The organism is Alsobacter soli (assembly GCF_003004785.1).
GTDB lineage: Bacteria > Pseudomonadota > Alphaproteobacteria > Rhizobiales > Beijerinckiaceae > Alsobacter > Alsobacter soli.
Genome location: NZ_PVZS01000026.1, coordinates 1 through 12,580, shown reverse-complemented (window position 1 = coordinate 12,580; position 12,580 = coordinate 1). Strand labels below are relative to the sequence as shown.

At 70.1% G+C, this 12,580-nt stretch carries 7 protein-coding genes; 5 read left to right on the top strand and 2 right to left on the bottom strand.

The features are described from left to right. Positions 1-55 precede the first annotated feature (55 nt). Positions 56-931, bottom strand: a complete 876-nt coding sequence (locus SLNSH_RS19030) for a PCC domain-containing protein (protein WP_106338827.1) — start codon at positions 929-931, stop codon at positions 56-58. Then, on the bottom strand, positions 928-2,502 hold the full coding sequence (locus SLNSH_RS19025) for an acyl-CoA synthetase (RefSeq protein ID WP_245422414.1): 1,575 nt from the start codon (positions 2,500-2,502) through the stop codon (positions 928-930). Before SLNSH_RS19025 ends, SLNSH_RS19030 begins: the two co-directional genes overlap by 4 nt. Positions 2,503-2,752: 250 nt before the next feature. Between SLNSH_RS19025 and SLNSH_RS19020 the strand changes: the two genes are divergently transcribed. The 5 genes from SLNSH_RS19020 to SLNSH_RS19000 all read left to right on the top strand — a co-directional run. Further along, positions 2,753-3,769 carry a TRAP transporter substrate-binding protein gene (locus SLNSH_RS19020; RefSeq protein WP_106338822.1) on the top strand — a complete coding sequence of 339 codons (1,017 nt, stop codon included), beginning with the start codon at positions 2,753-2,755 and terminating at the stop codon, positions 3,767-3,769. A 5-nt stretch (positions 3,770-3,774) separates the two neighbouring features. Then, positions 3,775-5,652, top strand: a complete 1,878-nt coding sequence (locus SLNSH_RS19015; RefSeq protein WP_106338820.1) for a TRAP transporter large permease — start codon at positions 3,775-3,777, stop codon at positions 5,650-5,652. 220 nt (positions 5,653-5,872) lie between these two features. Then, a complete protein-coding gene (locus SLNSH_RS19010; RefSeq protein ID WP_245422413.1) occupies positions 5,873-7,837 on the top strand; it encodes an autotransporter assembly complex protein TamA in 1,965 nt (654 codons plus the stop codon). Then, on the top strand, positions 7,837-12,126 hold the full coding sequence (locus SLNSH_RS19005) for a translocation/assembly module TamB domain-containing protein (protein WP_106338818.1): 4,290 nt from the start codon (positions 7,837-7,839) through the stop codon (positions 12,124-12,126). The genes SLNSH_RS19010 and SLNSH_RS19005 overlap by 1 nt, the downstream gene beginning before the upstream one ends. 140 nt (positions 12,127-12,266) lie before the next feature. Next, positions 12,267-12,580, top strand: a 314-nt coding sequence (locus SLNSH_RS19000; protein WP_146140311.1) for an aldehyde dehydrogenase family protein, incomplete at its 3' end; no start/stop codon positions are given.

Here is a 12,580-nt window from a genome sequence, read left to right as displayed (position 1 = left end):
GGACTGGACGGCCCTTTGTCCGCGTCGGACCAGGCGTGGACAGGCCGGCCCAGGCCTACCCCGCCTCCTCCAGCACCACCTCGAAGGTGATGCAGACCGGCGCCTGCCCGGGAACGAGTCGCCCCTCGTGCATCTCGCCCTGCGGATCGACGAGCACGATGTCGACCTCGGCCCCCAGCGAACCCGACGCGTCGGGCGCTACGACGCCCCGGGTCACGAACACCTCCGTGGCGATATCGGCCACCCGATGCCCGTCCACATAGAGCGGCTGGATCAGGCTGCCGACGCTCCCTCGCACCACAGCCCTGCGGAAGCCGTGCCGCTGCGCCAGCGTGACGAGCGCGCCGCAGAAGTCCTCGTTGGGCCTGATCCGGGCGAGCACAGTGCGTGGGCCGGAGCCCGGCGCGCCCGGCTCGGCCAGGCGCACGGGTTCGAAAAGCTTGAACGCCGTCTCTTCGTCCTCGACCGCGTCGACGCCATGCTCCGCCAGCCCCCAGCCGCGCGCCGCGATCGGCTCGGCCACGAAGGCCTCGTGCGGCATCATGTGACCACCCGTGCGCCGGCCATCCGGCTCGATCCAAACGCCGTGGACGTGCACGAAGGGCGCCCCGTCCCGCGTCCCGAAAGTCACGTTGGCGCGTTCCAGGCTCGTGACGCCCGCGGGCGTGAACGGAGCGCTGTACCAGGCCGCATGCAGGCCATCCGTGGACAGCGCCGGGCGCACATAGGTGAAGGGCCCGAGCGCCCCTCCCTCCAACTCCAGCGTGCCGCCCCGGATGCCGGCTCCCAGCATCAACTCTGAAATCGCCGCGTTGATGCTCTTCCCCGGCGCCAGCGCGCCCGAAACGGCGACGCCCCGCCCTTCCAGGCTCTCGATGCGGTTGGCCGCAGCCGGCCCGGGATGCGCGAGCGCTCTCACCACCTCCGTCACGAGCGCAGCCCCTCGGCGGAAACGAGGCCGCGGGCCTCGAGCTCCTCGCGCACCATCTTCTTGGTGATCTTGCCGTAGCCGGACTTCGGCAGCGCCTCCCAGAAGAACACCTTCCGGGGCAGCTTGTAGCGGGCGACCTTGTCGCCCATCCAGGCGATCAACTCGCCCTCCTCCACCACCGCGCCGGCCTTGGGCACGCACACGGCCACGCCGATCTCACCCCAGGTCGGGTCGGGCACGCCCAGCACCGCGACCTCCGCGATGGCCGGGTGGGTCAGGATCTTTTCCTCGATCTCGCGCGGATAGATGTTGGACCCGCCCGAGATGTACATGTCGGAGGCCCGGCCCGTGATGTACACGAAGCCCTCCGGGTCCATGAAGCCAAGGTCGCCCGTGCGGAACCAGCCGTTGCGGAACGACTTCGCGTTCGCCTCGGGGTTCTCGTAGTACCCCGCGAACACCGCCGGCCCGCACACGCAGATCTCCCCCTGCTGGCCGTAGGGGACTTCGGCGCCCGCGTCATCCTGGATCTGCACCTGCATGCCGGTGCGCTCGAACCCGCACGTGCCGAGCTTCACGTGAGGACCGTCCTCGGCCTCGTGCAGCGCGCCGGGCAGCACGGTGATGTTCCCGGTCACCTCGCCGAGCCCGAAATACTGCACGATCACGGGACCGAGCTTTTTCAGGGCGTATTTCTGGTCCTCGCGATACATGGGCGCGCCGGCGTAGATGACGTAGCGCAGGGAGGAGTGGTCGTAGCGGTCCACGGACGGATGCTCGACCAGCATCTTCAGGATGGTCGGAACCGTGAACATGTTCGAGACGCCATGCTCCTGCACGAGCGTCCAGGCGATCTCGGCGTCGAAGCGCTCGCCGGGCAGCAGCACGGTCTTCACCGCCCGGGCCGTCTGCACCAGTTGGTGCACGCCGGCCCCGTGGGACAGCGGCGCGACCACCAGCGAGGCGTCCCGCTCCGTGGTGGCGGGCGTGAGGTCGCACAGGTGATTGGTGATCACAAAGGCCATCTGGCCATGCGTCAGCACCGCCGCCTTCGGCCGGCCTGTTGTCCCCGACGTGAAGAAGAACCAGCACGGGTCGTCATACTCGACGTCGGCCAGCGCGACCTCTGCGCCCGCATGGGCCTCGATCAGCGCGCCGACGCTCGTTTCGGCGAAGGCGGCCGGCTCGAAGCTCGCGAGCAGGGCGAGGTTCGGGCTCGCTGCCCGCACCGCGGCCGCATGGGCCGGGAAGTCCGCGTGGCAGAGGAATACCTTCGCCCCCGAGGCCGTCGCCAGATAGGCGACCTCGTCCGGCACCAGGCGGAAATTGGTGGGCACCCACACCGCGCCGAGCCGGAACGTGGCGAACAGCGAGATCCACATTTCCTCGCAGTTCTTCGCGTGCACCAGCACCCGGTCGCCCTTCTCCACCCCGTGCGCGCGCAGCGCGGCCGCCAGCGCCTGGGCGCGCGCGCTCATCTCGGCCCAGGTCCAGGAGCGCTCGCCCCACACGAAGCCGTCCCGGTCGGGGAAGCGGCGGGCGGCTTGGTCAAGCAGGTGGGCCAGGTTCATCACCCGATTCGAGACCCGCGGAATCCCGCCCCGAATCCGCTGGTTTTCCCCTGACATCACGCCCCCTCCCTCGGTATCACGTTGACCGGACGGGCTTTCTGTCTAGATTGAGCCGTCCTCGATGGCCGAATGGATCATCGTTTGGACAAGAAAAGCAACACGGGGTGAGACGGAACGCCTCTGCGAGGGATGCACGGCTCAGGTCGGCCCGCGCAGGTTTGTCTCGCCCTCTGGGGAGAGAGACCGCCAGATGTCACGCCTGAACCGCCGCGAACTTCTCGCAACCACCGGCGCCGCCCTCGCTGTCGGAACGTTCGGGATCATCGGCCGCGCGAAAGCCGCCGAGTTCACCTACAAGTTCGCGAACAACCTGCCGGTCTCCCATCCGCTGAACGTGCGCGCCCAGGAGGCGGCGGACAAGATCAAGGCCGCCACGAACGGGCGCATCGAGATCCAGATGTTCCCGAACAACCAGCTCGGCTCGGACACCGACATGCTGAGCCAGATCCGTTCCGGCGGCGTCGAGCTGTTCACGCTCTCGGGCCTCATCCTGTCGACGCTCGTCCCCGCCGCCTCTATCAACGGCATCGGTTTCGCCTTCCCGGACTACGGCACGGTCTGGAAGGCCATGGACGGCGACCTCGGCAACTATGTCCGGGGCCAGATCGCCAAGTCCGGCCTGATGGTCATGGACAAGATCTGGGACAACGGCTTCCGCCAGACCACCTCGTCCAACAAGCCGATCAACACGCCGGACGACCTCAAGAACTTCAAGATCCGCGTGCCGGTCAGCCCGCTCTGGACGTCGATGTACAAGGCCTTCGACTCCGCCCCGACCTCGATCAACTTCAGCGAGGTTTACTCGGCGCTGCAGACCAAGGTGGTGGATGGCCAGGAGAACCCGCTGGCGATCATCTCCACCGCCAAGCTCTACGAAGTGCAGAAGTACTGCTCCCTCACCAACCACATGTGGGACGGCTTCCACCTGCTGGCGAACCGTCGCGCCTGGGAGAAGCTGCCCGAGGCTGACCGCGCCATCGTGGCGCGTGAGTTGAACGCCGCCGCCATGCTGGAGCGCGCCGACGTCGCCAAGCTGAACGCCGGCCTCAAGGGCGAGCTCGAGGGCAAGGGCCTCGTGTTCAACCAGCCCGACCCGGCCCCCTTCCGCGACAAGCTCCGCTCCGCCGGCTTCTACTCCGAGTGGAAGGGCAAGTACGGCGACGAGGCCTGGGGCCTTCTCGAGAAGGCCGTGGGCAAGCTGTCGTAATCGCCATGGCTGGAGCACACACCCTGGATGCGGGGGCGGCCGCGGTCGCCCCCGGCTCGCGCAACTGGGCAAGCCGGCTTGAGGCCGGGATCCGAACGGCGGTCGAGATTCCGGCCGCCATCCTGGTCGCGGCCGAGGTGGTGGTGCTCTTCGCCGGCATCGTGGCGCGCTACGTTCTCCACAAGCCGCTGGTCTGGTCGGACGAACTCGCCTCGATCCTGTTCCTCTGGCTCGCCATGCTGGGCGCCGTGGTGGCGTTCGGGCGCGGCGAGCACATGCGCATGACCGCGCTCGTGGGCAAGGTGGGCCCGCGCGCGCGCGCGTTCCTGGACGCGGTCGCACTGGCGGCCGCGCTCGCCTTCCTGCTCATGATCGTCTACCCGGCGTTCGACTACGCCTACGAGGAAAGCTACATCACGACCCCTGCGCTGGAGATCCAGAACTCCTGGCGCGCGGCGGCGCTCTGCGTGGGCGCCAGCCTCATGATCGTGCTGGCTCTGCTGCGGCTCCTGCGGGTCGCCGATGTGGGCACGACGGTCGGCGCCCTGGTCGGCGTGGCCGTCGTGAGCGCCCTGATCTGGTACGCGAGCCCGGTCCTGAAGCCGCTGGGCAACATCAACCTGCTCATCTTCTTCGTCGGGATCGTCGCCGTCACGGTGCTGTCCGGCGTTCCCATCGCATTCGCGTTCGGGCTGGCGAGCTTCGGCTACCTGGCCACGACCACGAGCGTCCCCATGCTGGTCGTGATCGGCCGCATGGACGAGGGCATGTCGCACCTCATCCTGCTGTCGGTGCCGCTCTTCGTGTTCCTTGGGCTGCTGATCGAGATGACCGGCATGGCCCGGGCCATGGTGCAGTTCCTGGCGAGCCTGCTCGGCCACGTGCGCGGCGGCCTCTCCTACGTGCTCGTCGGCGCCATGTACCTCGTCTCCGGCATCTCGGGCGCGAAGGCGGCCGACATGGCGGCCGTGGCGCCGGTGCTGTTTCCCGAGATGAAGGCGCGCGGCGCGAAGCCAGGCGACCTCGTCGCCCTGCTCTCGGCCACGGGCGCCCAGACGGAGACCATCCCGCCGAGCCTGGTGCTGATCACCATCGGGTCGGTGACGGGCGTGTCCATCGCAGCCCTGTTCACGGGCGGCATGCTGCCCGGCGTCATCCTGGCCGCCACGCTCTGCGCCGTCGTCTGGCGTCGCTATCGCAACGAGGACCTGTCGCACGTGCGCCGGGCGAGCCGGGGCGAGATCGGCCGCGCCTTCGTGATCGCTGTTCCGGCCCTGGCCCTGCCCTTCATCATCCGGGCAGCCGTGGTGGAAGGCGTCGCCACCGCCACCGAAGTCTCCACCATCGGCATCGTGTACTCGATGGTCGCCGGCCTGGTGATCTACCGCCAGTTCAACTGGAGCCGCCTCGGCCCCATGCTGGTGGAGACGGCCGCGCTCTCCGGGGCCATCCTGTTCATCATCGGCGCTGCGACCGCAATGGCCTGGTCGCTGACCCAGTCCGGCTTCTCTCGCGACCTAGCCGCCATGATGTCGAAGCTGCCGGGCGGCGGCGCGAGCTTCATCGCCGTCTCGATCGTGGCCTTCATCATCCTGGGCAGCGTTCTGGAGGGCATTCCCGCCATCGTGCTGTTCGGCCCGCTCCTGTTCCCCATCGCCCGCCAGCTCGGGGTGCATGAGGTCCACTACGCCATGGTGGTGATCCTCTCCATGGGTATCGGCCTCTTCGCCCCGCCGTTCGGGGTCGGCTACTACGCCGCTTGCGCCATCGGCCGCGTGAGCCCGGACGAAGGCATGCGGCCGATCTGGGGCTACCTGATCGCGCTGATCATCGGCCTCATCGTCGTGGCCGCGGTCCCGTGGATCTCCATCGGCTTCCTGTGATCCAGCCTCCTCGCTTTTGCGAGGAGCGAAGCGAGGAAGCAATCCAGGGGGAATACCTCCGCTGGATCGCTTCGCTGCGCTCGCAAAGCCGGCCCACCGGATCCGCAACCCACATTGGGCCTGTGCAACCTCCGGTAGCCTCCGCTAACCTGCCCGGGCGGAAACCTCGGGAACAAGGACGCGTCGCGCGCGTTCGCTCCCGGTGAGGGGAGCGTTCTTGGTGGGTCGACGTTTGGTCGTGGCGTGCGCGTGTGTCCTGGCGGGCCTTGGGCCCGGGCCGGGGCCATCGGCGCAGGCCTTCGACCTGCTGGGTGCGCTCGGCTTCGGCGAGAAGCCGCCCGAGCCTTCGGCCAACGCCTATCCCTACGACCTCACCATCGACACACAGGGCGCCCCGAAGGAGGCGAAGGCAGCCATCGAGGACGCCTCCAGCCTCCAACGACTGCGCACGGAAGCGCCGGGCGCTCCCGACCAGCTGGTGCGCCTCGCGGAAAGCGACCTGCCCAAGATCGTCGACGCCCTTTGGGGCCTGGGCTACTACGACGCCGCGGTCACGATCGACGTGGCCGGTGTGCCTCTCATGCTCGGCCAGAACCGAACGGAAGCCGCGGCTCGCGCGGTGACCGCCTACCGGGGCAGGGCCCGCGTGCCGATCCGCATCGTGGCCAACCCCGGCCCGCAATACGTCTTCCGCAACATTTTCGTGCTCGACGACGCGACGGGCCAGCCGTTCACGCCCGATCAGCTGCCTGCGCGCGTGGTGAAGGCCAAGCCGGGTGATCCGGCCCGCTCCGCCGAGGTCGTGGCGGCCGAGGCCGCCATCGTCGACCACTTCCGCGAACAGGGGCATCCCTTCGCCAAGGTAACCTCGCGACAGCCCGTCGTCTTCCATCCGGCTCGCGCGATGGATGTCACCCTTCGCGTGCGGGCCGGCCCCGTGGCCAACCTGGGACCCATCACCGTGTCCGGCGCGCCGGACGTCGACCACGCCGTGGTCCGCTCCTTCATCTACGCCCAGCCCGGCGATCCCTATTCGCCGACTGCTCTGAACGGCATCCGCAAGTCGGTCAGCCGCATCGAGGCGCTGGGCGGAGTGCGCATCCGCGAGGCCGAAAAGCTGGATGCGAATGGGCAGCTTCCCATCTTCGTGGAGCTGACCGAACGCAAGCGCCACGCCTTCGGGGTTTCGGCGCTGTATTCCACCATCGACGGCCCGGAGGTGCGAACCTACTGGACCAACCGCAATCTCTTCGGCGGCGGCGAGGTGTTGCGGCTCGAGGCCTCCACGTTCTACGCCGGGCGCGCCATCGGCGAGCCCGCCTGGGTGCGCGACGAGAAGCGCCTGCAACGCTCCGATCTCGGCGGCCGGTTCGGCTTCACGTTCCTGAAGCCCGGGCTCTGGGGCACGCGCAACGACCTGCTGGTCTCCGCTCAGGCGGCGCGGGAAAAGGGCTACGCCTATACGGACCGCCGGGCCGGCGCAGAAGTCGACATCCGCCACCGTTTCTCGGACACGAGCTCGCTGCAAATTGGCGTCAAGGCCGAGCGGGGGCAGACCAGCGACGCCTTGGGCGAGGTCACCTATACGCTCGTCGGCGTCCCGATCACCTACACCTACGACTCCACCGACAAGCCTCTGGATCCCACGCGCGGGGTCAGGCTCACGGCGTCCGTGACGCCCTACCCAACTTTCCTGGGCTCCACGGTCGGCATGACGGTCGCGAAGGCCAACGCGTCCACCTACTGGGCGCTGGACAAGGACGCCCGTTACATCCTCGCGGCTCGCATCGGCCTTGGCTCCATCCTGGGCGGCGACCTCGAGGACATCCCGTCCAACTACCGCTTCTATGCCGGCGGCGGCGGCTCCGTGCGCGGCTACCGCTACCAGAGCCTGAGCCCCCAGATCGGCCGCTTCCCCATCGGCGGCAAGAGCCTCATCGACGGCTCGATCGAGGCCCGCATCAAGGTGACGGACACGATCGGCGTCGTGCCCTTCGTGGACGCCGGCCAGGCCTACGCCGACCGCTTCCCGCGCCTGAACGAACCCATCCGCGTCGCGGCCGGGCTGGGATTGCGCTACTACACCGCCGTGGGTCCGATCCGGCTCGACATCGCCGCCCCGCTCAATCCGCGCAAGGGCGACAAGCCGGTCGCGGTCTATATCGGCATCGGGCAGTCCTTCTGATGAGCAAGCTGCGCGCCGCCCTCCTCGCCCTACTTGGTGTCGCCGCCCTCGCCGGCGCCTGGGCCGAGGCCGATCGCCCGGCCTGGGCGCAGGAGAGCGACCAGAGCACGCTCGCCAAGCTGTTCTCATGGGCTCTCTCTACGCCCGAGAATCGCGTCCGCATCGGATCGGTGGAAGGCGCGCTGTCGTCCGACGCGGTCATCCGCGACGTCCAGGTCTCCGACAAGGATGGCGTCTGGATCACGCTCGACCGCGCCCGCCTCGTCTGGCGCCGCACCGCGCTCCTGTCGCGTCGCCTCGAAATCGACGCGCTTGAGATCGATCGCCTGGAAGTCGTCCGCCGTCCAAGGCCCAACGAAACGGATGTCGCGAACGCGGCCGAGGCGCCCGCTCTCCCGGCCCTGCCCGTGAAGCTGATCGTGAAGTCCTTCAACATGAAGGACCTGGCGCTGGGCGAGCCCGTCCTGGGCCAGGCGGCCCGCATCGCCGCCGCGGGAAGCACGGTGCTGGGCAATCCGGCCGAAGGCCTCGACCTGCGCCTGCAGGCGACCCGCACGGACGCCCCCGGCCGCTTCGCCGTGACCCTCAACTACGTTCCGCAGAGCTCGCGGCTCGCCCTCAACGTCGATTTCAACGAACCCCAGGGCGGCCTGATCGCGAAGGCCGTCAATCTCCCCGGCCAGCCCCCGATCGACCTCAAGGTGCAGGGCGAGGGCCCGCTCGACAACTTCGCCGCAAGCCTGAACTTCGTCTCGGGCCCGGACCTCGGCGCCCAGGGCCGCGCGACCGTGACCCGCGAAGGCGCGGCCCGTCGGGTGGCCCTGGCGCTCGGCGCCCGCATCTCCGCCTTGCTACCGCCGGTGGTCGCCCCGATTTTCGCCGGCTCCACGGATCTCGCCGGCGACGTGCTGGTCGGCGACGACGGCGCGCTGAACGTGCGCCAGTTGGACATCGCCGCCCGCGCGGCGCGCCTCAACGTGACCGGCGCGGTGGATCCGCAGAACAACATCGACCTGCGGCTGGCGATCCGCTCGGTTCCGACCGAGGGCGGCCGCACCCGCGCCGGCGAGGCCGAGATCGGCCGGCTGGTGCTGGATGGGACCGCCAAAGGTCCGGCGACCTCGCCGACTGTGCAGGCGAACCTGGATGGACGGGAGATTTCTGTGCCCTGGGGCAAGGTCGCTTCGGTCACGGGGGCGTTGAACATCGTCCCCGCGCCCCAGGGCGCGCCCGATCCGCGTTCTGCCGTCAGCTTCGACGCCCACGCCCGAGGGCTCGCGCCCGCCGACCCCGGCGAGGCCCGCGCCCTCGGCGACCGCCTGGACATGGTGGCCCGCGGCAAGGTCGACGCCAGTTTCAACGCCGACCTCTCCGAGGCCCGGTTGTCGACCGCCACCCTGGACACGAGTTGGACCGGCGTGGTCGGCCGGCGCAAGCTGGACGGAACGGCCGACGCACGCATCCCGCGGATTGGCGCCTTCTCCGGCCTGGTCGGCCGCGAACTCGGCGGTTCCGCCAAACTCCAGGCCCGGCTCACGGGCGACCCCGGCCGGTATCGAATCGACGCCGCCCTGGATGGACAGCTGACGGACGCCAAGGTCGGCGTGCCCCCGCTCGACCGGGCTCTTGCAGGGAACGTGACCATCAAGGGCCTTGCCCGGCGCCTGCCGGGCGGGCTTGGCTTCATGAACCTTCGCATCGACGGCCCCAATATACAGACGCAGCTTGATGGCGACGCCACCACCGCGGGAGCCAATCTCGTCGCGAAGCTCACGCTTCCCGAGTTGAAGCGCGTGGACGAGCGCATCACCGGGCGCGCGGACGCGACCGCCAACCTGACCGGCTCGCTGGAGCGCCCGGACGTCAAGGCGAACTTCGCCATTCGGGACGCACGGGCCCTCGGCAAGCCGATCCCCCGCCTGGCTGCGGACCTCACCGCGACGGACGTGACCGGAAACCTGGACGCCCGCCTCAAGCTGGACGGCGAGGTGGACCGAAAGCCCGCCCGCGGCGGCCTCCACCTGGCCCGCCAGGGCCCGAACACCCGGCTCGACGATCTCGACCTGTCGGTCGGTTCGGTGCGCCTCTCCGGCGGGGTCACGGTGGACGAACGCCGGCTTTTGGCCGGCAAGGTCGGCCTGGTCGCCTCCGACCTGAACGACCTCTCGGCCCTGGCGCTCGTGCCCCTCTCCGGACGACTCGACGCGTCCTTGGACCTGTCGGCGCCCGACGGAAAGCAGAACGCATCCATTGCGGCCACCGGCGAACGCATTGGAGTCGCGGGCCAGAGCCTGCGTCGACTGGAGGCCCATATCACGGCCGCTGACCTCTACGGCTCTCCCGTGATCGATGGGTCGGCGTCCGCCGACGAAGCCGTGCTCGCCGGGACCCGCTTCCGGGCCGTGCGACTGACGAGCCGCGGCTCCCAGCAGGCCAGCGCCTTCACCCTGGCCGCCGACGGCGACATGGACGTGAAGGCGGAGGGCCGCCTCCTCCCGGGCCCGCCGATCCGGGTCGACCTCTCGGCGTTGAGCCTCGCCCGCAACCGGCAGCACCTCGCCCTGGCGGGCCCGGCGTCGCTCACGATCGAGAATGGCGACGTCGTGATCCCGGCGCTGACCCTCGCCGCCGGCGCGGGCCGGCTCCGCGTCGCGGGCCGCGCCGGCTCGAAGCTCGCTCTCACGGCCGACGCGACCCGCATTCCATTGTCGGTCGCCGACATCGTGTCGCCTGGACTCGGGCTCGCCGGAACCCTGGACGCGCACGCCGAACTGGGCGGGACGGCATCCGCGCCGACCGGCCCCTATCGCCTCAGTCTGTCGAAAGTGGCTACGGCCGCCAGCCGCGCCGCCGGCGTCCCCGCGCTCGACGTGAAGGCCGATGGCCGCCTGGAGGGCGAGCGCGCGACGGTGAACGCCACCGTGTCCGCCGGGCCCGGCGCCTCCCTGAAGGTGGGCGGCTCCGCTCCGCTGGGCGCTGCCGGCGCCCTGGACCTGACCGTGCGCGGCCCCCTGGACGCCTCGCTCGCGAATGGCTTGCTCGCCGCCAGCGGCCAGCGGGTCACCGGCCGCCTGAACCTGGACCTGCGGGTCGAAGGACCGGTCTCCGCTCCGCGGCTCGGCGGCGCCGCGACCCTGACGGGCGGCGCTTTCACGGATCCCGTCGCCGGCATCCGGCTCACCGCCATCGAGGGGCGCTTCGCGGCCCGCGGCGAGGAGGTCGCCATCGAGCGCCTCACGGCCGCCACCCGCAATGGCGGCTCGCTGTCCGCGACCGGCCGCGTGCGGGTCGACCCCGGCGCCGGCTTCCCGGCTGACATCCGCATCACCGGGACAAAGGCGGAGCTGGTCTCCAACGACACGGTCTCGGCCACCGCCAACCTCTCGGTCGCGCTCAGCGGCGCGCTGGCGCGCACCCCGCGGATCGCCGGGCGCGTGGACGTGATCTCCATGGACGTCTCCATCCCGGAGCGCCTGGCGAGCATCGCGGCGCCGTTGCCCAACACGAAGCACATCGCTCCAGGTCCGGCCGCCCGCGCCCGCCTCGCCGCAGCCAGGAAGGCCTCCACGAAGCGGGCCGGCCCGCCCTTCGTGGCGGCCTTCGATCTCACGCTGACGGCCCAGAACCGCATCTTCGTCCGCGGCCGCGGCCTGCAGGCCGAGCTCGGGGGCGACCTGCGCCTCACCGGGACCAGCAAGGACCCCAACGCCGTCGGCGCGTTCAACCTGCGCAACGGCCGCATCGATCTCGCCGGCCAGCGCATCGATCTCGTCCGGGGCCGGCTCACCTTCGCGGGCGACCTCACCCCCCAACTCGACTTCCTGGCCCAGACCCAGGCCGCGGACGTGACCGCCCAGATCGCCGTGACCGGCCTCGCCAGCCAGCCCGAGTTCGCCATCACGTCCACGCCGCCGCTCCCGCAGGACGAGGTGCTTTCGCGCATCCTGTTCAACCGCGCCGCCGGCGGGCTGACCGGCGTCCAGGCGCTCCAGCTCGCGCAGACGATCGCGCAGCTCTCGGGCGGCGGCGGGCCGGACCTGCTCGGCGGCCTGCGCAAGGCGCTCGGCGCCGACAGCCTGGACATCACCTCCGGGGCCAGCGGCGGCGTCGGGGTGGGAGTCAGCCGATACATCAACCGCCATATCCGCTTCGGCGTGCGGGCCGGCTCCACGGCCGCCGACACGGGCGTGGGCGTCGATATTGACGTGACCAAGAACGTGAAGCTGCGAGGCCAGGTGGGCGCCAACGGCGGCGCCTCCGCCGGGGCGGCCTACGAAATCGAATACTAGGGTCGCATCCGCGGGCCTTCCCTCGCCGTGAGCTTCGCAGAAAATGCGCGCAAAGGCTCGCCGCGCGCCTTCGGATCGGATGCAAATGGATTCGAAGGCGCACTAGGATGCCGGCCGACAAATCTCATCCGGAGGATCCGATGCCCAAGCAGCTTCCCTTCCAGCGCGAGAAGAACCTGATCGGGGGCGAGTGGGTCGGCGCCGATTCCGCCGCCACCATCGAAGTCACCAACCCCGCCACCGGCGAGGTCATCGGCGTGGTGCCGAACTGCGGCGCCGCCGAGACGCGCCGCGCCATCGCGGCCGCCCAGAAGGCCTTCGAGAGCTGGCGCCAGACCACCGCCGCCGAGCGCGCCGACAAGCTGCGCAAGCTCGCCGCCGCCATCGAGAAGAACAAGGAGGAGCTCGCCGTGCTCCTCACCACCGAGCAGGGCAAGTCGCTGGCCGAGGCCCG

What these genes read in the sequence shown, in the direction of transcription:
- SLNSH_RS19025 (WP_245422414.1), bottom strand. Translation starts at nt 2,502, where the DNA reads ATGAACCTGGCCCACCTGCTTGACCAAGCCGCCCGCCGCTTCCCCGAC.
- SLNSH_RS19020 (WP_106338822.1), top strand. Translation starts at nt 2,753, where the DNA reads ATGTCACGCCTGAACCGCCGCGAACTTCTCGCAACCACCGGCGCCGCC.
- SLNSH_RS19015 (WP_106338820.1), top strand. Translation starts at nt 3,775, where the DNA reads ATGGCTGGAGCACACACCCTGGATGCGGGGGCGGCCGCGGTCGCCCCC.
- SLNSH_RS19005 (WP_106338818.1), top strand. Translation starts at nt 7,837, where the DNA reads ATGAGCAAGCTGCGCGCCGCCCTCCTCGCCCTACTTGGTGTCGCCGCC.